General features: G+C 47.9%; 20 protein-coding genes. 17 read left to right on the top strand and 3 right to left on the bottom strand.

Features of this window, described 5'->3' with window-relative positions:
• The first annotated feature begins 56 nt into the window (after positions 1–56).
• The 10 genes from DWX62_RS16490 (at position 57) to DWX62_RS16535 (ending at position 9,213) form a co-directional block, all read left to right on the top strand.
• The gene (locus tag DWX62_RS16490) at positions 57–2,066 is read left to right on the top strand and encodes a transketolase (protein ID WP_005826595.1); all 2,010 of its coding nucleotides are present in this window, start codon (positions 57–59) and stop codon (positions 2,064–2,066) included.
• 91 nt (positions 2,067–2,157) lie between these two features.
• Positions 2,158–2,595, top strand: coding sequence for a ribose 5-phosphate isomerase B (gene rpiB / locus DWX62_RS16495; RefSeq protein WP_005826596.1), 438 nt, complete (start codon positions 2,158–2,160; stop codon positions 2,593–2,595).
• Positions 2,596–2,770: 175 nt separating this feature from the next.
• Positions 2,771–3,046: a tetratricopeptide repeat protein gene (locus tag DWX62_RS16500; protein WP_005826598.1), complete on the top strand. Its 276-nt coding sequence runs from the start codon at positions 2,771–2,773 to the stop codon at positions 3,044–3,046.
• Positions 3,047–3,062: 16 nt separating this feature from the next.
• Positions 3,063–3,290: a 4Fe-4S binding protein gene (locus DWX62_RS16505; protein WP_005826600.1), complete on the top strand. Its 228-nt coding sequence runs from the start codon at positions 3,063–3,065 to the stop codon at positions 3,288–3,290.
• A gap of 19 nt (positions 3,291–3,309) precedes the next feature.
• Entirely contained in the window at positions 3,310–4,395 is a 1,086-nt protein-coding gene (locus DWX62_RS16510) for a 3-methyl-2-oxobutanoate dehydrogenase subunit VorB (RefSeq protein WP_005826601.1), read from the top strand.
• Positions 4,392–4,565, top strand: coding sequence for a hypothetical protein (locus DWX62_RS16515; RefSeq protein ID WP_005826603.1), 174 nt, complete (start codon positions 4,392–4,394; stop codon positions 4,563–4,565). The genes DWX62_RS16510 and DWX62_RS16515 overlap by 4 nt, the downstream gene beginning before the upstream one ends.
• 11 nt (positions 4,566–4,576) lie before the next feature.
• Entirely contained in the window at positions 4,577–5,338 is a 762-nt protein-coding gene (locus tag DWX62_RS16520; RefSeq protein WP_005826605.1) for a thiamine pyrophosphate-dependent enzyme, read from the top strand.
• Between the two features lie 22 nt (positions 5,339–5,360).
• Entirely contained in the window at positions 5,361–5,906 is a 546-nt protein-coding gene (locus tag DWX62_RS16525) for a 2-oxoacid:acceptor oxidoreductase family protein (protein WP_057097701.1), read from the top strand.
• A 254-nt stretch (positions 5,907–6,160) separates the two neighbouring features.
• Positions 6,161–8,371, top strand: coding sequence for a putative porin (locus DWX62_RS16530; protein WP_034523131.1), 2,211 nt, complete (start codon positions 6,161–6,163; stop codon positions 8,369–8,371).
• Between the two features lie 11 nt (positions 8,372–8,382).
• On the top strand, positions 8,383–9,213 hold the full coding sequence (locus DWX62_RS16535) for a transporter substrate-binding domain-containing protein (RefSeq protein WP_120173022.1): 831 nt from the start codon (positions 8,383–8,385) through the stop codon (positions 9,211–9,213).
• A 273-nt stretch (positions 9,214–9,486) separates the two neighbouring features.
• Here DWX62_RS16535 and DWX62_RS16545 read toward each other — a convergent pair whose 3' ends face one another.
• Positions 9,487–11,412: an NAD(+) synthase gene (locus DWX62_RS16545; protein ID WP_005836027.1), complete on the bottom strand. Its 1,926-nt coding sequence runs from the start codon at positions 11,410–11,412 to the stop codon at positions 9,487–9,489.
• Positions 11,413–11,708: 296 nt separating this feature from the next.
• Between DWX62_RS16545 and DWX62_RS16550 the strand changes: the two genes are divergently transcribed.
• The 6 genes from DWX62_RS16550 to DWX62_RS16575 all read left to right on the top strand — a co-directional run bounded on the left by DWX62_RS16550 (position 11,709) and on the right by DWX62_RS16575 (position 15,240).
• Positions 11,709–12,143, top strand: a complete 435-nt coding sequence (locus tag DWX62_RS16550; RefSeq protein WP_008663677.1) for a transcriptional repressor — start codon at positions 11,709–11,711, stop codon at positions 12,141–12,143.
• Positions 12,144–12,169: 26 nt separating this feature from the next.
• Complete coding sequence (locus DWX62_RS16555; protein ID WP_005836026.1) at positions 12,170–12,727, top strand: NADH peroxidase; 558 nt, start codon at positions 12,170–12,172, stop codon at positions 12,725–12,727.
• A gap of 124 nt (positions 12,728–12,851) precedes the next feature.
• Entirely contained in the window at positions 12,852–13,376 is a 525-nt protein-coding gene (locus tag DWX62_RS16560; RefSeq protein WP_005836025.1) for a sigma-70 family RNA polymerase sigma factor, read from the top strand.
• Positions 13,373–13,831: a hypothetical protein gene (locus DWX62_RS16565; protein ID WP_009036822.1), complete on the top strand. Its 459-nt coding sequence runs from the start codon at positions 13,373–13,375 to the stop codon at positions 13,829–13,831. Before DWX62_RS16560 ends, DWX62_RS16565 begins: the two co-directional genes overlap by 4 nt.
• Before the next feature lie 12 nt (positions 13,832–13,843).
• Positions 13,844–14,314 carry a DUF4252 domain-containing protein gene (locus DWX62_RS16570; RefSeq protein WP_005826627.1) on the top strand — a complete coding sequence of 157 codons (471 nt, stop codon included), beginning with the start codon at positions 13,844–13,846 and terminating at the stop codon, positions 14,312–14,314.
• A gap of 20 nt (positions 14,315–14,334) precedes the next feature.
• Entirely contained in the window at positions 14,335–15,240 is a 906-nt protein-coding gene (locus DWX62_RS16575; protein WP_005826629.1) for an outer membrane beta-barrel protein, read from the top strand.
• Positions 15,241–15,351: 111 nt separating this feature from the next.
• On the opposite strand, the gene DWX62_RS16580 is transcribed toward DWX62_RS16575, so the two are convergent.
• Positions 15,352–17,010: an outer membrane protein transport protein gene (locus DWX62_RS16580; RefSeq protein WP_005826631.1), complete on the bottom strand. Its 1,659-nt coding sequence runs from the start codon at positions 17,008–17,010 to the stop codon at positions 15,352–15,354.
• Positions 17,011–17,046: 36 nt separating this feature from the next.
• Positions 17,047–18,429, bottom strand: coding sequence for a hypothetical protein (locus DWX62_RS16585; protein WP_005826635.1), 1,383 nt, complete (start codon positions 18,427–18,429; stop codon positions 17,047–17,049).
• Positions 18,430–18,710: 281 nt separating this feature from the next.
• Between DWX62_RS16585 and prmA the strand changes: the two genes are divergently transcribed.
• Positions 18,711–19,553, top strand: coding sequence for a 50S ribosomal protein L11 methyltransferase (gene prmA, locus DWX62_RS16595; protein WP_005836023.1), 843 nt, complete (start codon positions 18,711–18,713; stop codon positions 19,551–19,553).
• Positions 19,554–19,593: the final 40 nt, after the last annotated feature.

Consider the following 19,593-nt stretch of genomic DNA (forward strand, 5'->3'; position numbering starts at 1 on the left):
AAACCTACAAGGACCAAATAACCTATTGATAATATTCAAAATTAATTAGATTCAATATGAACGACAACAAACTTATGAACCGTGCGGCGGACAATATCCGTATCCTTGCTGCATCCATGGTTGAGAAAGCCAACTCCGGGCATCCGGGCGGTGCCATGGGTGGTGCTGACTTTGTAAATGTACTCTTCTCAGAGTTCCTGGTATATGACCCTGAAAATCCGGCTTGGGAAGGTCGTGACCGTTTCTTCCTCGACCCGGGACACATGTCACCGATGCTTTACTCTACATTGGCCCTGACCGGCAAGTTCACGCTGGACGAACTGAAAGAGTTCCGCCAATGGGGAAGCCCTACTCCGGGACATCCCGAACGTGACATCATGCGCGGCATCGAAAACACTTCCGGACCGCTCGGCCAGGGACACACATTTGCAGTCGGTGCAGCCATCGCAGCCAAGTTCATGAAGGCACGTTTCGAAGAAGTAATGCCACAGACCATCTACGCTTATATTTCTGACGGTGGCATCCAGGAAGAAATCTCCCAAGGCTCAGGCCGTATCGCCGGAGCATTAGGGTTGGATAATCTCATCATGTTCTATGATGCCAACGACATTCAGCTTTCTACCGAGACAAAGGATGTGACCATCGAAGATACCGGCAAGAAATACGAAGCTTGGGGCTGGAAAGTCATTAAAATCAATGGTAACGATCCCGATGCCATCCGCGGTGCACTGAACGAAGCCAAAGCTGAGAAAGAGTGTCCGACGCTGATTATCGGCCATACCGTAATGGGTAAAGGTGCCCGCAAGGCAGACGGCAGCAGCTACGAAGCTGATTGTGCCACGCACGGTGCTCCTCTGGGCGGCGACGCTTATATAAACACTATCAAGAATTTGGGTGGTGACCCGACAAATCCGTTTGTCATCTTCCCCGAAGTGGCCGAACTATATGCCAAGCGTGCAACTGAGCTGAAGAAAATCATGGCTGAAAAGTATGCAGCCAAAGCCGTATGGGCAAAAGCCAATCCGGAAAAGGCTGCCAAACTGGAAATGTTCTTCTCCGGCAAGGCTCCCGAAGTGAATTGGGCCGCCATCGAACAGAAAGCAGGCGTTGCCACCCGCGCAGCATCTGCCACTGTGCTCAGTGCTCTCGCCACTCAAGTAGAAAATATGATTGTTGCTTCTGCCGACCTTTCCAATTCCGACAAGACAGACGGATTCCTCAAGAAAACACATGCCTTCAAGAAAGGTGACTTCAGCGGTGCATTCTTCCAGGCCGGTGTTGCCGAGCTGACTATGGCATGTTGCTGTATCGGTATGGCACTGCATGGCGGTGTAATCCCCGCTTGCGGAACTTTCTTCGTATTCTCCGACTACATGAAACCTGCCGTACGTATGGCAGCCCTGATGGAAGTTCCCGTGAAGTTCATCTGGACACACGATGCCTTCCGTGTAGGTGAAGACGGTCCTACCCATGAACCGGTAGAGCAGGAAGCCCAAATCCGCCTGATGGAAAAACTGAAAAACCACAAGGGACATAATTCCATGTTGGTACTCCGCCCGGCAGATGCAGAAGAAACAACTGTGGCATGGAAACTGGCAATGGAAAATACCACAACCCCAACCGGTTTGATTTTCTCCCGCCAGAACATCGCCAACCTGCCCGAAGGCAACGATTACGAACAAGCTGCCAAAGGCGCTTATATTGTAGCCGGCTCCGATGAAAATCCAAATATAATCCTCGTTGCTTCAGGCTCGGAAGTTGCCACATTGGTAGCCGGTACTGAATTGCTGCGCAAGGATGGCATCAAGGTGCGTATCGTGTCCGTTCCTTCCGAAGGTCTGTTCCGTAGCCAAGCTCCGGGATATCAAGAAGGCATTATCCCGTGTGGTGCCAAGGTATTCGGCCTGACAGCCGGTCTGCCCGTCACACTGCAAGGGCTGGTAGGTCCCCGCGGTAAAGTATGGGGATTGGAATCATTCGGATTCTCGGCACCTTATAAAGTGCTGGACGAAAAGCTCGGTTTCACCGCAGAGAACGTTTACAAACAAGTAAAAGCAATGTTATAATCATTATCCAATGTGCTGATGTGCTGATTGCCCGCGCCCTACAAGCTGCAGGCATCAGCACATTGGCACATTGGTATATTAACTGACCATCATGAAAACAATAGGAATCTGTTCCGACCATGCAGGCTTCGAATTGAAGGAATATGTTCGCGGCTGGTTGGAAGCCAAAGGCTGGGCTTACAAGGACTTCGGGACCTACTCAACCGAGAGTTGCGACTATCCCGACTTTGCACATCCTTTGGCACTGGCCGTTGAAGCCGGAGAGTGCTATCCGGGAATTGCCATCTGCGGAAGCGGTGAAGGTATCAGCATAACGCTGAACAAGCATCAGGGTATCCGCGCAGCCCTCTGCTGGACGGCAGAAATAGCCCATTTGGCACGCCAGCACAATGATGCCAATGTGCTTGTCATGCCAGGGCGATTCATCAGTACCGAAGAAGCCGACATGATTATGAGGGAATTCTTCAGTACACCATTCGAAGGCGGACGCCACCAACGAAGAGTGGACAAGATACCGGTACACTTGTAAAGCAATAGAATCACCTTCTTTATGATATCCGCCCGAAGCTCTGACATTCTGATAGAATCGTGAGAAACTTCGGGCTTTTTATTTGCCCCTTTTTCTTATTTTTCACAGTGAAGATGCTCATTGTCTTCAAATAAAAACTATCTTTGTGGTTCGATAACCCGGATATTTTTTAGATATGGAACGACTGAATACCATAAAAGAGCTTATCAACCAGGGAAATGTAGAGCAAGCCATCCAGCAGCTTGACGAAATACTGCAAACAGACTTTCCCGGCAAAGACGAAGCTTACTACCTGCGGGGAAATGCCTATCGGAAACAAGGCAACTGGCAACAAGCACTGAACAACTATCAGTATGCCATCGACCTGAACCCCGAAAGCCCGGCACAACATGCCTATCAAATGGCTATGGACATCCTGAACTTCTACAACAAGGATATGTACAATCAATAAATAAAGAACGTAAATTATGGCAAAAATCAAAGGAGCAATCGTAGTAGACACCGAACGTTGCAAAGGCTGCAACTTGTGTGTGGTAGCGTGTCCGCTCAACGTAATAGCCCTCACCAAGGAGGTGAATGTGAAAGGGTATAACTATGCCCACCAAATATTGGAAGATACTTGTAACGGCTGCGCCTCGTGCGCCACAGTATGTCCGGACGGATGTATCTCAGTATATAAAATAAAAGTAGAATAAATCTGTAAATCAGTAGAATATGGCAGAAGAAGTTGTATTAATGAAAGGAAACGAAGCCATCGCCCACGCAGCCATCCGTTGCGGTGCAGACGGTTACTTCGGATATCCCATTACTCCGCAATCGGAGGTATTGGAAACTCTTGCCGAACTGAAACCCTGGGAGACGACCGGCATGGTGGTTCTTCAGGCAGAAAGTGAAGTGGCAGCTATCAATATGGTGTACGGCGGTGCCGGAAGTGGTAAAATGGTCATGACCTCCTCCTCCAGCCCCGGTGTCAGCCTAAAGCAGGAAGGTATCTCTTATCTGGCAGGTGCCGAGCTGCCTTGCTTGATTGTAAACGTTATGCGCGGCGGTCCCGGTCTGGGAACCATCCAACCGAGCCAGGCCGACTATTTCCAGACAGTAAAAGGAGGCGGCCACGGTGACTATCGTCTGATTGCCCTTGCTCCGGCTTCCGTACAAGAAATGGCAGATTTCGTAGGACTGGCATTCGAACTTGCCTTCAAATACCGTAATCCGGCAATCATCCTTGCCGACGGTGTCATCGGCCAGATGATGGAAAAAGTGGTGCTCCCGGTACAAAAGCCACGCCGCACCGATGCGGAAGTCATCGAACAATGCCCATGGGCCACTACCGGCAGAACCAATGGCCGCAAACCCAACGTCATCACCTCATTGGAACTGAAACCGGAAGAAATGGAAAAGAACAACATCCGTTTCCAGGCCAAATACAAGCAGATAGAAGAGAATGAGGTTCGCTTCGAGGAAATTCATTGCGATGATGCCGACTACCTGATTGTAGCCTTCGGCTCTATGGCACGCATCGGACAGAAAGCAATGGAGCTGGCACGCGAAGAAGGAATAAAGGTAGGTATGCTCCGCCCCATCACGTTGTGGCCGTTCCCGACCAAAGTCATTGCCGCGTATGCCGACAAGGTGAAAGGTATGCTCGTTACAGAATTGAATGCCGGACAGATGGTGGAAGATGTCCGCCTTGCCGTGAACGGTAAAGTGAAAGTGGAACATTTCGGACGCCTCGGCGGCATTGTTCCCGATCCGGATGAGATAGTAGATGCATTGAAAGAAAAACTGATTAAGAAATGAATCCTGATAAAATAAGAAACGTACTGAACATTCTCTTCATGGTACTTGCCCTGGCAGCTATCATTATATATTTTGCTGCAAAAGATGACTTCAAGCTGTTCATCTACGTCTGCGGCGCGGCGATATTCGTCAAGTTGATGGAGTTTTTCATACGGTTCACCAACAGATAGGAGAAGTGATTATGACAAAAGAAGATATTATAAAGCCCGAGAATCTGGTTGCCAAGAAACCGACTCTGATGAACGACAATCCCATGCACTACTGCCCGGGATGCAGTCACGGCGTAGTTCATAAACTCGTAGCCGAAGTTATCGAAGAAATGGGACTGGAAGACAAAGCAATAGGCATCTCCCCCGTGGGATGTGCCGTGTTCATCTATAATTATATAGACATCGACTGGCAGGAAGCCGCCCATGGACGTGCGCCCGCACTTGCCACTGCCATCAAGCGCCTTTGGCCAGACCGCCTGGTGTTCACTTACCAAGGAGACGGCGACCTGGCTTGTATCGGTACTGCCGAAACCATCCACGCCTTGAACCGCGGCGAAAACATCACCATCATCTTCATCAACAATGCCATCTATGGTATGACCGGGGGACAAATGGCTCCCACTACCCTTGTAGGCATGAAGACATCGACCAGCCCTTACGGACGTGACGTGCATCTGCACGGCTATCCGCTGAAGATGGCCGATATTGCTGCACAATTGGAAGGAACCGCTTACGTGACACGCCAAAGCGTACAGTCCGTTCCCGCCATCCGCAAAGCGAAAAAGGCTATCCGCAAAGCATTCGAGAACTCTATGGCAGGCAAAGGTTCCAACCTTGTGGAAATCGTTTCCACCTGTAACTCCGGCTGGAAGATGTCTCCTGCGAAATCCAATGAATGGATGGTAGAGAACATGTTCCCCTTCTATCCGCTGGGCGACCTGAAAGATAAATAATCATGCTAAAGACAGAAGAACAATGAAAGAAGAAATCATTATAGCAGGCTTCGGTGGACAAGGTGTATTGTCCATGGGAAAGATTTTGGCATATTCCGGATTGATGGAAGGCAAAGAGGTGACTTGGATGCCGGCTTACGGACCGGAACAACGTGGTGGTACAGCCAACGTAACAGTCATCGTAAGTGACGAGAAAATATCCTCACCCATCTTAAGCAAGTACGATGCCGCCATCATCCTGAACCAGCCGTCATTGGAGAAATTCGAAAGCAAGGTAAAACCCGGAGGCGTACTTATCTACGACGGTTACGGCATCATCAACTCGCCGACGCGTAAGGACATCCACGTTTACCGCATCAACGCCATGGATGCCGCCAATGAAATGAACAATGCCAAGGCGTTCAACATGATTGTATTGGGTGGATTATTGAAAATCAAGCCGATGGTTACACTGGACAGTGTACTCAGAGGATTGAAGAAGACACTGCCCGAACGCCACCATCACTTGATACCGATGAACGAAGAAGCTATCAAGAAAGGAATGGAACTTATTCAGGAAATGAAATGAAAGGCTGTGTAAAGCCACTCCCCCATAAGAGGAGAAACTTTACGCCAGAATAAGAGATAAAGGAAAGCGGATAAGCCCTTGTGATATTGATTTATTGCAAGGGCTTATTTCATTTCAAGCCCCCAAAGCATGGATTCAAGGGCAGAGAACCGGAAGCAGTATAGGGCAAAACAGAAAACAAGACATTTTAAAAGAAGCAAAAAAGGCTGAATTCAGTAAGCAAATAATTTTTTATTGTATCTTTGCGCCTAATTATGAGACGAATTGTACTGACATATATATTTCTGTCCGTTATAGGGATATGGGGGGCTATGGCGCAAAACACCTTAAACCCAATGAACAATCGCGACCGGTTCGGTAACCAGATTGACCCGAATACCCAGCCGGACAATCTGGAAGACAGTACCAATACTGAGATTCAAAGTCTTCCGCCAAAGCTTTACATGTGGAAACTAAGTGAGACACTAGGCAACCGTACCATCATACCTGCCGATACAGCCAGCCTCAACTTCCAGAGCACCAATCTGGTGGAAGGAATGTTCGGCCACTACAATTACTTGGGGAATTTAGGTTCTCCACGCCTCTCACGTCTGTTCTTCGAACGAGAGGAAAGCGAACCCACCATCTTCATGGCTCCCTTTTCGAGTTTTTTCATACGTCCCGACCAGGTGCTTTTCACTAACAGCAACGTGCCTTACACCAATCTTACCTACTACAAGGCCGGCAACAAAGTGAACGGTGAAGAACGCTTCAAGTCCTACTTCTCCGTCAACGTCAACAAACAGCTGGCATTTGGCTTTAACATCGACTATCTGTACGGGCGCGGTTATTACCAGAACCAGTCCACCTCGCACTTCAATGCAGGTCTGTTCGGTAGCTATATCGGTGAAAAATATCAGGTACAAGCAGTCTACAACAATTTCTTCCTGAAAATGAACGAAAACGGCGGTATTGCAGACGACCAATATATCACCCGTCCCGAAAACATGTCTGGAGGAAAGAAAGAGTATGAATCCACCACTATACCGGTCAAATTGGAACGGAGTTCCAACCGCAACAAGGATTTTTATATCTATCTGACACAGCGCTATCGTCTTGGTTTTACGCGGAAAGTACGGAGCACACAGGAAGGCAAACCGACGGAATCCGCACCCCAAGCTTCTTCCTCCCCGTCCTCCGAAGCCAAAATATCCGCTTCGAACAACGACATAGCATTGCCAAACGACAGCATAGCATCAAAATCGGTCGGCACACTTGCAGCCGTCAATGACAGCTTGCCGTCTGTTTCTACCGCAGACAACGACTCACTTTTCGAAGAAGAGTTCGTCCCCGTCACCAGCTTTATCCATACCCTGAAAGTAGAACGGTCGCGGCACCAATTCCGTTCGGGAAGCGAGCCCGAAGGATTCTTCCCGGAAGACTACAAACTTTACAAGAATTACAGTAACGACTCTACCACTGCATTCAGTGTAAAGAACGTGTTCGGAATAGCCTTGCTGGAGGGCTTCAACAAATATGCCAAAGCCGGACTTACGGCTTATATCTCCCACAAGTTTAGCCGGTACGACCTGATGAACACGGACACGCTTACCAACATGCGCCGCATCCGCTACACCGAGCAGGAAATCTTTCTGGGTGGCGAACTCGCCAAGCGCGAAGGCAAACTGCTACACTACAACGTAAACGGTGAAGTGGGCTTGGTAGACAAAGCCATCGGGCAGTTCCGTGTCAACGCCAATCTGGACCTGAACTTCCGTCTATGGAAAGATACGGTGAACTTCTACGCCCGCGGTTATGTGAGCAACACGCTTCCTTCCTTCTATATGCGCCATTATCACTCCAACCACTACAACTGGGACAATGACAACATGGACAAAGAATTCCGCACGCGTGTGGAAGGCGAACTGAACATTTCTCGTTGGGGAACCAATCTCCGTGCCGGTGTAGAGAATATCAAGAACTACACCTACTTCAACCAAAGCGCCCTGCCCGAACAGAACGGAGGCAACATACAAGTGCTGTCTGCCACGCTGAAACAAGACTTCCGCCTCGGTATCTTCCACCTGGACAACGAAGTGACCTGGCAGAAGACGAGCAATGAAACAGTACTTCCATTGCCCCAACTCTCGCTCTACCATAACTTCTACATACTGGCCAAACTCGCCAAGAAGGTGCTGACCGTTCAGTTGGGTGCCGATGTCCGTTACTTCACCAAGTACAACGCACCCGCCTATGCACCCGGCGTCCAGCAATTCCATCTGCAACCTACGGACGACTTGGTGGAAATAGGCGGTTACCCCATCGTAAACGTATATGCCAACCTGCACTTGAAGCGGACGCGTATCTTTGCCATGATGTATCATGTCAACGCAGGTATGGGAAGTGCCAATTCCTTCCTGGTGCCGCACTACCCCATCAATCCGCGCCTGTTCAAGATTGGTGTCTCATGGAACTTCTATGACTAACAGATGGGCGTATGACGAAAAGCAGACTGCTCAAATACGCATTTCTGGGGATTACAGCGGCTCTCATAGCCCACTATCTCATCAAGAAAGAAGAAAAGCCGAAAGGTCATCCGCGCGACTATGCTGAAATAGCTGCCGAAGGCATCATACATGCTTCGACGGAATACAACTCCATCAGCTTCTATGTGGATGATGACACCTTGTCCGGTTTCCACTACGAGCTGATAGAAGCTTTTGCACGCGACCACGGACTGCAGGCTGCCATATCACCGGAAATGAGCTTCAACAAGCGGCTAGAAGGCCTGGCCGATGGGAAATATGACGTGATTGCCTACGGCATCCTTGCCACCAGCGAGCTGAAAGACTCCTTACTGCTTACCACCCCCATCGTATTGAACAAGCAAGTGCTGGTGCAGCGCAAGCTCGAGAATGTTCCCGACTCATCACTGTTCATCAAAAGCCAACTGGACCTGGCGGGCAAGACACTGCACATAGTGAAAGGCTCCCCTTCCATACTACGCATCCGCAACCTGGGAAATGAGATAGGCGACACCATCTACGTTGAGGAGATAGAGAAGTACGGTCCCGAACAACTGATTGCCTTGGTAGCCCACGGAGACATCGACTATGCCGTATGCGACGAAAGCATTGCCCGTACCGCAGCCGACAGTATTCCTCAAATAGACATCAATACCGCCATCAGCTTCACGCAATTCTATTCCTGGGGGGTAAACAAACAGTCCCCTATCCTGCTGGACAGCCTCAACACATGGCTGGATAGTTTCAAAAAGGGAAAGGAATACAAGAAAATCTACAAACGATACTACGGGAAACGAAACTAAGCTGCACTTTTCCATACACGCAGCATACCCCTACTTTTACAACTACTTATTAATCAACAGCTTATTACTGCAAAATCCTGCATACATTTTGCAGTGCCACTGCAAAGCCGTTGCAGTGGCGCTGCACACCGATATGCAGTACGACTGCAACAGTTATGCAGTGATACTGCAACACGTTTGCAGTCGCACTGCAAAACACATGCAGCAAGAATGCAAACAAGATGCAGTCATCAAATACCCATATCGATATTACGGCATACCCGAAGTAAAGAATTAGAGTCCTTCCACCTCCCTTAGCCACATCTCCGACGAAGCATCGCTCGGCATTCTCCAATCGCCGCGCGGGCTCAGAGAGATACTGCCCACCTTCGGACCATCCGGCAAGCAGGAGCGCTTGAACTGCTGGTTGAAGAAACGACGGCAGAAAGTCTGCAACCATTTTTTGATGGTTTCTTCATCATACATCCCCTTGAATGTGCGTGCTGCCAGGAAAAATATCTTGGAAGGACGGAAACCGCAACGCAGGAAGTAATAAAGGAAGAAGTCGTGAAGCTCATACGGACCCACCAAGTCCTCGGTAATCTGCTGGATATTACCGTTCTCATCTGCCGGAATCAGTTCCGGGCTGATGGGAGTATCCACAATGTCGAGTAAGGTAGCACGTGAAGCATCGTCCATATCATGCTCCGCCACCCATTTCACCAAGTGCTTCACCAGAGTCTTGGGGACGCTGGCATTCACACCGTACATCGACATGTGATCGCCGTTGTAAGTGGCCCATCCTAAAGCAAGTTCCGAAAGGTCGCCCGTACCGACAACCATTCCCCAGGTCTGGTTGGCAATATCCATCAGGATTTGGGTACGCTCCCGTGCCTGCGCGTTCTCGTAAACCACGTCGTGCACATGGATGTCATGGTCTATATCCTTGAAATGCTGTACGCAGGCCTCCTTGATACTGACTTCGCGGACGGTCACACCGAGGGAATTCATCAAGTCAATGGCATTCGTATGAGTGCGGTCGGTCGTCCCGAAGCCCGGCATAGTGATGCCGATGATGCCCTGGCGGGACCATCCCAACTTATCGAAAGTCTTTACGCAAACCAGCAACGCCAGCGTAGAGTCCAGTCCGCCCGAGATGCCGATAACGGCACTCTTCGCCTTGGTATGCACCAGCCGCTGCGCCAGTCCGGACACCTGAATGGAAAATATCTCTTCACAACGCTCGTCCAGCGCCGCCCCCTGTGGGACAAACGGATGCGGTTCAAAAGTACGCGTCAGATTCAAATCCTTGCTGTTGACATACTCCGTAGAGATTCGTACCGGAAGCTCCGAAGCACAATTTGCATGGCAGGCGGCAAAAGTCGTATTCACCCGGCGCTCCATGCGCAAGTGTTCCACGTCAATTTCGCTGACAACCACCTGCCCGTCGAAAGAAAAACGTTCGTTTGCCGCCAGCAGAGTCCCGTTCTCATAAATCAACCCGTTACCGGCAAACACCACATCCGTAGTGGATTCTCCGAAACCGCATGAGCTGAACACATAACCGGCAATGCAACGTGCTGACTGCTGGCTGATGAGCGAGCGCAAATAATTGTGCTTGCCAATGCCTTCATTGTCAGCCGAAAGATTGAACAAGATTTCCGCACCTTGCAGCGCCAGCGTGGAGCTGGGCGGTATGGGTGCCCACAAGTCCTCGCATATCTCCACTCCGAAAGTGGTATCCGCCGTTTCGAACAGCAGGTCTCTCCCCATCGGAATAATCTGCCCGCAAAGGCGCACACTGTTTTCTGCCACATCACATGCGGAAGTAAACCAGCGCTTCTCATAAAACTCCTTATAATTGGGAAGATAAGTCTTCGGGACAACGCCCAGCACTCTCCCCTTCTGAATGACAACCGCCGCATTCAGCAACACGCCGTTCAGTGCGACGGGCATGCCCAATATCGAGATAATATCCATCTGGCGCGTATTGTTCAGAATCTGTATCAATCCCATTTCTGCCTCTTCGAGCAGAAGTTGTTGGGCAAAGAGGTCGCCACAGGTATATCCGGTAATGCACAACTCGGGGAAAGCAATGATTTGCACACCTTTCCCGTCGGCTATAATAATCTCTTTTTCAATCTCTGAGGCATTGAACTTACAGTCAGCCACCTTGACACGGGGCACAGCCGCCGCTACTTTTACATATCCGTAATTCATAAGGATGCTATATTATTTATTCGGTGCAAAGATACGGCAAAATTCTGATTAAGAGAGATAAGAGAAAAACGTTTTCTCTATATCGGCACGAGAAACCGACTGAAGCCGGGTGCATCCTGCCTTCGCTTTTATGGCAAAAATACGGCAACCTGCCTACAAGAAGAGGAACATATATAAACAATTTTAATGACCGCAACTAAAAATTTTCCAAAAATCTTTTGGAGAATTATAGGAACTTCCTATCTTTGCAAGTGAATTAAAAATGTAATAATTACAAGTTTGAAACTTTAGATTATATGGATGTAGTAAAACGATTGCAGAATCATAATATCAAGCCTTCAGTACAGCGCATAGCCATCATGAATTACTTGATAGAGCATCGTACGCATCCCACGGTGGATGAAATCTATACGGCACTGTCTCCCTCCATACCGACACTGTCTAAAACAACGGTATACAATACCTTGAAACTACTGAGCGAGCAAGGTGCCGCACAAACCCTGACTATCGACGAGCGTAACACATGTTATGATGCCGATACCAGCCCGCACGGCCATTTCTTGTGCAAGCGTTGCGGAAAGATTTATGACTTGATGTGCAATAACAACGTCAAGAAGGTGGTCGACATGGATATGGACGGGCACGATGTGCAGGAAATCCACTACTATTATAAAGGAATCTGTAAACATTGCATAGAAGAAGAACGTTTAAGAACAACAAAGAATAACTAATTCAACTAATTAAAATCTGAGAGAAAATGAAAAAATTTAGATGTACTGTATGCGGTTACGTATACGAAGGAGATGCAGCTCCCGAAAAGTGCCCATTGTGTAAAGCTCCCGCAAGCAAGTTCGTAGAAGTTGAAGAAGCAACAGCTGACGGCCCGCTGGTATTTGCCGACGAACACGTAATCGGCGTAGCCAAAGGTTGCGACGACGAAATGATTAAAGACCTGAACAACCACTTCATGGGCGAATGTACAGAAGTTGGTATGTACTTGGCAATGAGCCGCCAGGCAGACCGTGAAGGCTATCCTGAAGTTGCAGAAGCTTTCAAGCGTTACGCTTGGGAAGAAGCAGAACACGCTGCTAAATTCGCTGAACTGCTGGGTGACTGCGTATGGGACACCAAGACAAACCTCGAAAAGAGAATGAACGCAGAATCAGGTGCATGCGAAGACAAGAAGCGTATCGCTACCCGTGCCAAAGCATTGAACCTCGACGCTATCCATGATACCGTTCACGAAATGGCTAAGGACGAAGCCCGTCACGGTAAAGGTTTCGAAGGTCTGTACAACCGCTATTTCAAGAAATAATCCTATACTTTTATAGTAATGTGAAGAAAAGGGACTGCTAATGTTAGTAAGTCCCTTTTTTTATTCCAACTTTTTTCACTTTACAATGTCACGTTTGTATTTCCCATTCGTCTTATCTGTGTAAATGGAACTCAAAGAATTCAAAATAACCGTTCTTCCACTCCGTGCCAAGCTGTTGAACTATGCACGGAAGTTGACCGACGAACCGGAGGATGCAGAAGATGCCGTCCAGGAGGTACTGCTCAAGCTATGGAACAAAAGGCTTGAACTGGAGCAATACCGGAGCATCGAAGCATTTGCCATGACGTTGACGCACAACATCTGTATAGATATGTGGCGCTGCAAACGCAACGACACCCTATCTCTCGACATAGTGCAGGCGGCATCCCCCACCGGAACACCGGAACGGCTGTTGGAAATCAAAGATGAAATCCGTCTGATGCACGAAATCATCGACTCGCTGCCCAATCTTCAACGCACCATCATGCGGATGAAGGACATCGAAGGATACGAAACGGACGAAATCGCCGAAATCACGGGATGCGGACCGGAAGCCATCCGCAGCAATCTGTCAAGAGCCCGGAAGAAAGTGAGAGACGTTTACCTGCGAACCATACAAGAAAGAAAAGAAAGGAGAAATGAGCCATGAAGATAGATGAACTGCTGGATAAATATTTCGAAGGGGAAACTTCCTGCGAAGAAGAGCGTGAACTGCGCCGTTTCTTTACCGAAGAGGAAGTGCCGGAGCACCTGCAAACGTACCGCCCGCTATTCGCTTATCTGAACCGGGAAGCAACTTCAATGGCAGAACCGACAGAGGAAAAATCCGTAACAACAGAATCGGCAAAGGAAGTACCCACACAGCGAAAGCCTTCCCGCCTCTATCGCACATTCTATGCTGTCAGCGGCATTGCCGCCGGATTGCTCCTGCTTCTCGGGGTAGCTAAGATTATATTTCCGCTTTCCGGTGTTCCCGAAAATTATGTCGTCATCGACGGCCAGCGGTATACAGACGAGAAACTGGTGGAAGCCAAAGCACTAGAAGCCCTGCAGAACGCCAGCTTCACGGATGAAGATTTAAGCAACTTACTGTTTCAACACTAATATAACAAGGTTATGAAAACATCTATACTGATTTGCATACGTAGTCTGTGCCTCTTTTCCCTGCTGATTTGCCTGCCAGCCTTTGTACATGCACAAGAGAGACTGCAAATAGCCGACCTATTCAGCAAGTATGGCGAGCAAAAGGACGTGACCAGGGTAGAACTGAACGGCAGTATCCTGAAATCTTACCGCATGACTACCTACAAGAGCCTTGTGTTCAAGAATGTATCCCCCTATCGCCGGGAAATTCAGCAGGCCATTGTACACGACAAGCAAGATAACGCAAAGAAGGCGCAGGAGGTAATGGAAAGCGGTGTGCTGCGCAGCGCTTATTACCAACTGAAAGAGGTGGAACGCAATGGAAAGAAGCTGAACCGCTACATCATTTTCAAGATAGGAAAAGACTCCATGGGCACTTTGATTTACATAGAGGGTCTGCTCAGTGAAAAGGAAATGATGGATATGCTTTACAAATCGGAATAACACTAAAAACAATATACGATATGAAAACCAGAATTATGATTTTGGCCTGCCTGCTTGCTGTGCCGGCCGGCCGCATGGCAGCACAACAACAGACTGACCCTGAACAGAAAGCTACAGTACAGACACAAGGCGACTCCATCATCATCCGGAAAGGAAAAGGAGACATGCGCATCAAGGTGTACGAAGAGCAGTTGGAAGACGGAGAAAAGAAAGAAGTACAAATTTATGAAGGAGTCTATCTCGAGAAAGTGGATGCAGACAAGCGCACTTTCCTCGACGCCCTGCCATTCATCCCCAAAAAGAGAAGATACAATGCTTACGAACCGCACTGTTCCGGTCTGTATATTGGCTACAGCCGGCTGGCTAACGACTTCCTTTCCTTCGGAGCAAGCGACAAGATGGGACTCGACTTATCCAAGTCATGGGAATTCGGCTTCAACATCCTCTCCGTATATCACAACTTCAAGAAGAACCCGCATTGGGGAATCAACCTGGGAGTCAGCTGGGGATACCGTTCTTTCAATATCGACGGTAACTATGCCTTGCTGAAGGAAAACGGAACCAGCATCTTCACCGCAGGCAACGAAGACACCAGTTACAATAAAAGCCGTCTGCGCCATTTCTTCTTCCGTGTACCCGTATTGATGGAATGGCAGCAAAGAGTGGGAAGAAACAAAGTGTTCTTCAATGCCGGTCCCGAATTTGAGATACGTCACAGCGTGAAGTCATTCTCACACATCAACGGAGGCAAGAAGAAAACCGTAGGCAAAGGTATGTATGTGCAGCCCGTCGGCATAAACCTGCTGGCACAAGCCGGTTATGGTAATATCGGCATTTACCTGCGCTACTCCACATACGGATTATTCCAGAAAGACAAGGGACCGGAAGTATCTCCCTATTCATTTGGCGTGGCATGGTATCTGTAATCCCTCCCCTATAACACAAGACTCCCCGAAATGTATTTGTACATTCCGGGGAGTTCTTTTATACCCTAAGGTATTGACAATGAAAGGTTATCTGCAATGAAAATTGTTCTTCTAAAAACGCATGCCCAATGTAAATAGCACTTTACTGCGAGTGTTGGTAACTTCCGTTGTTGGCGGTGTTACCAAGCCATTTATATCATTATAAAACGGATAGAAATCAGATTTATAAGTATCGAATTTATAAGCCAAATCCGCATAAAACGAAGAAAAGCGATAACCGATACCTAAAGTGAAAGTATTCATCGATTTGCTATTGGCAAAATCCGTATCTGTATTTATAGAATTGGAAGGCAATGCCTTAATAGCATCCTTTTTATAGGCTGCAGTACTGTAATTGTAACCGGCACGCAGAGAGAAAGCAGGTATCGGCTTGTATTCTGCTCCTAAACGAAGCGTACTTACCCCCTTCATACAGAGGTCAGCCTCACCCGTTTCCCATGCCATCTCGTCACCTTCAGGATATTTGAACTTCATGCTTGAGTAGTCCTCATATTCATATTCAGCTCCCAAAGCCAGATTATTACCGACTGTATAGCCCAAACTTGCATTAAATACCCACGGGGTTTGCAGCTTAAAATCACGGTCCATATCTCTACCGCCTAATGCAGAATAAGTATCCACAGTGGTACGAGTAAGAGTTTCATCCCCAGCCTCATTCGGTAAAAACAAATCCGAAGTCAGCAACGCTCCCGTAGTATAAGTCAGTTTGTAATAAGTAGGAGTATGCACAGCCAAACCTATACGAAGCGGAGAATCCTCAATCGGCCGGAAGATGGCACCGAATTTGAAGTCGAAACCCGAACCGTGTATACGGTTAAAGCTCTCCAAAGAGTAGCCTTCCTCATAAATCTGCCCGTCGCCCTCCCATTTGTAGGCATACATTTCATCATAGAGAGAATATTTGTTGTAATCCACATCGTAAGCACCCAGAGTAACACCAAAGTAAAAACGGTCATTTATATTGAAGGAAATATTGAAATCATATTGGTCAATACCGCCACGCTCACGCGACAAGAAATAAGCATCCGCTTCGGAAGGAATATAAGGAAGATAAGTATTATAGTCCTCACTTTCTATATCCTCAAGAACAAGTGCACCTTGATACCCCATAGTCCCCAGCCATCCAGCATAATTATGTTGATAAATATCCTTGCGACCATAGTCCAAATAAGCTCCTTGATCCGGGTAATCATATTGAGGACGATGATAGAACGCATAAGCTGCATCCGTAGCCTGCTGCGCCATACTCCGCACTTGAGATACATATTGATTATCTATGCTTCCCATCAACCCCTGCATCGTCATATTCTTATAGAATGACTTTGATTTGTGGTAATTAAAACCAAAATTCACATACCGCAAAGGAGTATGATTGCCTATCTTCGAAGCTATCACAAAACCGGCATTATCAAAACTCCAGCGGTTCTTGTTCGTTTCAAATTTATTACCAACATAATTGCTTTCTGTGCCCGTCATTGAATAGCCAAAGGTAAGCATAGCATCATTGCTACGATAAATACCGATACCGGCAGGATTGGTTCCTATGGTAGAAATATCACCACCCAATGCTCCCATAGCTCCGCCCATTCCGACAAAACGGGCGGTTCCATTCAATTCCTTCTGTGCAATATTCGTTGCATCATATATTGTCTGTGCCCCTGCGCCTACAGCTGTAAACATAGCAAGGGCTATCATGGTTATCTTCTTCATAATTCTTAGTCTTGTTAGATTAAAACATACTTATACTTACCGTCTTCTGGAACCACCGCCGCCACTGGAACGACTGGCACCACCGCCACCACCACTGGAGTAACTGGAACGTGAGCTACTGCCTGAAGAGAAGCTGGAAGAAGAACGGGTGCTACTGGATGAACGTACTGGAGCAGAATATGAACGACTGCTACTACGATTGTTGTCATTGGAGTAGCTGCGTGCCGGTGCGGCGCTTGAACCTCTGTTATAAGTCGATGAAGTCCTGCTACGAGTGGAAGTTCCAACAGAAGAGCGTACACCGGAAGAACGACTGCTACGAACTCCTTCTACGCTACTATTATATGAGCTACTACGCGTACTGCTTGGACGGGTGTAAGTGGAACGGCGGGTAGAAGCCGCACTCGAACGGTTTACACTTGAGCGAGTTGCAGAAGAACTTGAACGAACTGTAGACGAACTTCTTGTACCTACCACCCGACGGGTTGACGTACCGGTACTGCTACGTCTCACTTGACCGGAAGTAGTACTGCTACGACGTACTGTCTGCCCTCCATTTACAGTAGAAGAACGGCGGGAAGTAGAGGACGATACTCTGTTTCCGGCATAAGAAGAACGGCTCGGACCATAAGAACGTCTATTGGTATATGCATTTCCCCAATGGCCACCTCCCCAATGACCACCGCCACCGGGATAATATCCGGGATGATAGTGATGGTGATGATGATGTCCCCACCAGCCACCGCCGTACCAGCCGCCCCAGCCAAAGCTCCAGCTCGGACCGTACCAGCTGTTCCATCCCCAGCCATAGTAAGGATAGCCGCCCCAACCATAAGAGTTATAGCGCCAATCCCACCACAAGCGGTTGGTGAATGTAGGGAAAGCATATGCATATAATCCGTCGGTATACACGTTCCAATCCCAGGAATTCAAGCCATAGACCACATCCCAATATAGCGGGCTGCTGATGCTGATGGCATAACGGGGATTACGGAAACGGATGATACGGGTAGCATACTCGTAATCATCCTGCGAACCTTCAAATTCACCGTTCACCCATTCGCCGTCCAGGCCGTCATCTTCTTTTTCATTGATGTAAAGGGTATCGTTCTCCATCACGAAATCATTGTCGCGGGAGTCATAACGGCGGTTATATTCGTCCACATCGCGGGTGTTTCCCTTACGGTCTTTTACTACAACAGTAGTGCTTCCCGGCGATGAATAGACAGTGGTCGGTACATTCGACTTTACTACAATCTCTTCTACGGGAGCAGCGACTTTCTTCTCCTGCTTCACCTCTTCTTTTTTCTCTTCCTTATTCTTGGAAGGAGTGTAGTAAAGGTCGTCATCTATACTTTGTGCCACCAGTGTCCATGGGAGGCACAAGGCAAAAAGCGATAAAAAAACAATCTTTTTCATATTAGTTTGGTTTATGGATTTTACGTTTATCTATTTCTTCACGTCACAAAGATAACGCCGGATTTTATCCCATGCAGCAGATTTTCCCCAAAGATTTATAGGGAATTCCCTAAATACCCCGCCTTTTGACGAGGCAAGCGGCACTTCCGCATAAAAAATGAACAAGTTCATTTTATTCTGCCCTCGGTTTACATTACCTTTGCAGTGTGAAAACAAAGATACGCAGAAATAGATTTGTTCTTTAAAATCTTCTTCTGCATTTAACAAACAATCATATTCCGATGAAATATTTAGAATTTACATTCCGCACTGTTCCGTGCACAGAAATAGTCAACGATGTACTTTCCGGAGTCTTGGGTGAAGCTGGCTTTGAAAGTTTTGTTGAGCAGACCGACGGTATCACTGCCTATATACAGAAAGAGCTGTATAACGAATCTCTACTCAAAGAAGCACTTGCAGACTTCCCTCTGCCCGATACACAGATAGAATATAATTTCGTAGAAGCCGAAGACAAAGACTGGAACGAGGAATGGGAGAAGAACTTCTTCCAGCCCATCGTTATCGGAGACCGTTGTGTCATTCACAGCACTTTTCACAACGATGTCCCACAAGCAGAATATGACATCGTCATCAATCCGCAAATGGCATTCGGCACAGGGCACCACGAGACAACAAGCCTCATCATAGGCGAACTGCTGGATAGTGACCTGCAAGGCAAAGCATTGCTCGATATGGGTTGTGGGACTTCCATCCTTGCCATACTGGCACGCATGCGTGGAGCCTCCCCTTGTACAGCTATCGACATAGATGAATGGTGTGTGCGCAACTCCCTCGAAAATATAGAATTGAATGGAGTGGACAATATTGCCGTATCCCAAGGCGATGCCTCCTCTCTGGAAAGCAAAGGTCCTTTTGATATGGTTATCGCCAACATCAACCGCAATATCCTCCTGGCAGATATGAAGCACTACATAGCCCGCATGAATCCCGGAGCGGAATTGTTGATGAGCGGTTTCTACATAGATGACATTCCCGTCATCCGCGAAGAAGCCGAACGCAACGGGCTGCACTTTGTCCACCATCGTGAGAAGAACCGGTGGGCGGCAGTGAAATTCCAAAAATAATAAAGGTCAATACTAAAAAGCTAAAGGTCAATATCAGGAA

This window comes from Bacteroides sp. AF20-13LB (assembly GCF_003603065.1).
Lineage (GTDB): Bacteria > Bacteroidota > Bacteroidia > Bacteroidales > Bacteroidaceae > Bacteroides > Bacteroides uniformis.

Excerpts from the sequence above, each read along its gene's own strand:
- DWX62_RS16565 (WP_009036822.1), top strand. The coding sequence starts at position 13,373 with ATGAAGATAGATGAACTGCTGGATAAATATTTCGAAGGGGAAACTTCC.
- DWX62_RS16530 (WP_034523131.1), top strand. The coding sequence starts at position 6,161 with ATGAGACGAATTGTACTGACATATATATTTCTGTCCGTTATAGGGATA.
- prmA (WP_005836023.1), top strand. The coding sequence starts at position 18,711 with ATGAAATATTTAGAATTTACATTCCGCACTGTTCCGTGCACAGAAATA.
- DWX62_RS16525 (WP_057097701.1), top strand. The coding sequence starts at position 5,361 with ATGAAAGAAGAAATCATTATAGCAGGCTTCGGTGGACAAGGTGTATTG.
- DWX62_RS16550 (WP_008663677.1), top strand. The coding sequence starts at position 11,709 with ATGGATGTAGTAAAACGATTGCAGAATCATAATATCAAGCCTTCAGTA.
- DWX62_RS16510 (WP_005826601.1), top strand. The coding sequence starts at position 3,310 with ATGGCAGAAGAAGTTGTATTAATGAAAGGAAACGAAGCCATCGCCCAC.
- rpiB (WP_005826596.1), top strand. The coding sequence starts at position 2,158 with ATGAAAACAATAGGAATCTGTTCCGACCATGCAGGCTTCGAATTGAAG.
- DWX62_RS16500 (WP_005826598.1), top strand. The coding sequence starts at position 2,771 with ATGGAACGACTGAATACCATAAAAGAGCTTATCAACCAGGGAAATGTA.
- DWX62_RS16555 (WP_005836026.1), top strand. The coding sequence starts at position 12,170 with ATGAAAAAATTTAGATGTACTGTATGCGGTTACGTATACGAAGGAGAT.
- DWX62_RS16515 (WP_005826603.1), top strand. The coding sequence starts at position 4,392 with ATGAATCCTGATAAAATAAGAAACGTACTGAACATTCTCTTCATGGTA.
- DWX62_RS16575 (WP_005826629.1), top strand. The coding sequence starts at position 14,335 with ATGAAAACCAGAATTATGATTTTGGCCTGCCTGCTTGCTGTGCCGGCC.
- DWX62_RS16545 (WP_005836027.1), bottom strand. The coding sequence starts at position 11,412 with ATGAATTACGGATATGTAAAAGTAGCGGCGGCTGTGCCCCGTGTCAAG.
- DWX62_RS16570 (WP_005826627.1), top strand. The coding sequence starts at position 13,844 with ATGAAAACATCTATACTGATTTGCATACGTAGTCTGTGCCTCTTTTCC.
- DWX62_RS16585 (WP_005826635.1), bottom strand. The coding sequence starts at position 18,429 with ATGAAAAAGATTGTTTTTTTATCGCTTTTTGCCTTGTGCCTCCCATGG.
- DWX62_RS16560 (WP_005836025.1), top strand. The coding sequence starts at position 12,852 with ATGGAACTCAAAGAATTCAAAATAACCGTTCTTCCACTCCGTGCCAAG.
- DWX62_RS16535 (WP_120173022.1), top strand. The coding sequence starts at position 8,383 with ATGACGAAAAGCAGACTGCTCAAATACGCATTTCTGGGGATTACAGCG.
- DWX62_RS16490 (WP_005826595.1), top strand. The coding sequence starts at position 57 with ATGAACGACAACAAACTTATGAACCGTGCGGCGGACAATATCCGTATC.
- DWX62_RS16580 (WP_005826631.1), bottom strand. The coding sequence starts at position 17,010 with ATGAAGAAGATAACCATGATAGCCCTTGCTATGTTTACAGCTGTAGGC.
- DWX62_RS16505 (WP_005826600.1), top strand. The coding sequence starts at position 3,063 with ATGGCAAAAATCAAAGGAGCAATCGTAGTAGACACCGAACGTTGCAAA.
- DWX62_RS16520 (WP_005826605.1), top strand. The coding sequence starts at position 4,577 with ATGACAAAAGAAGATATTATAAAGCCCGAGAATCTGGTTGCCAAGAAA.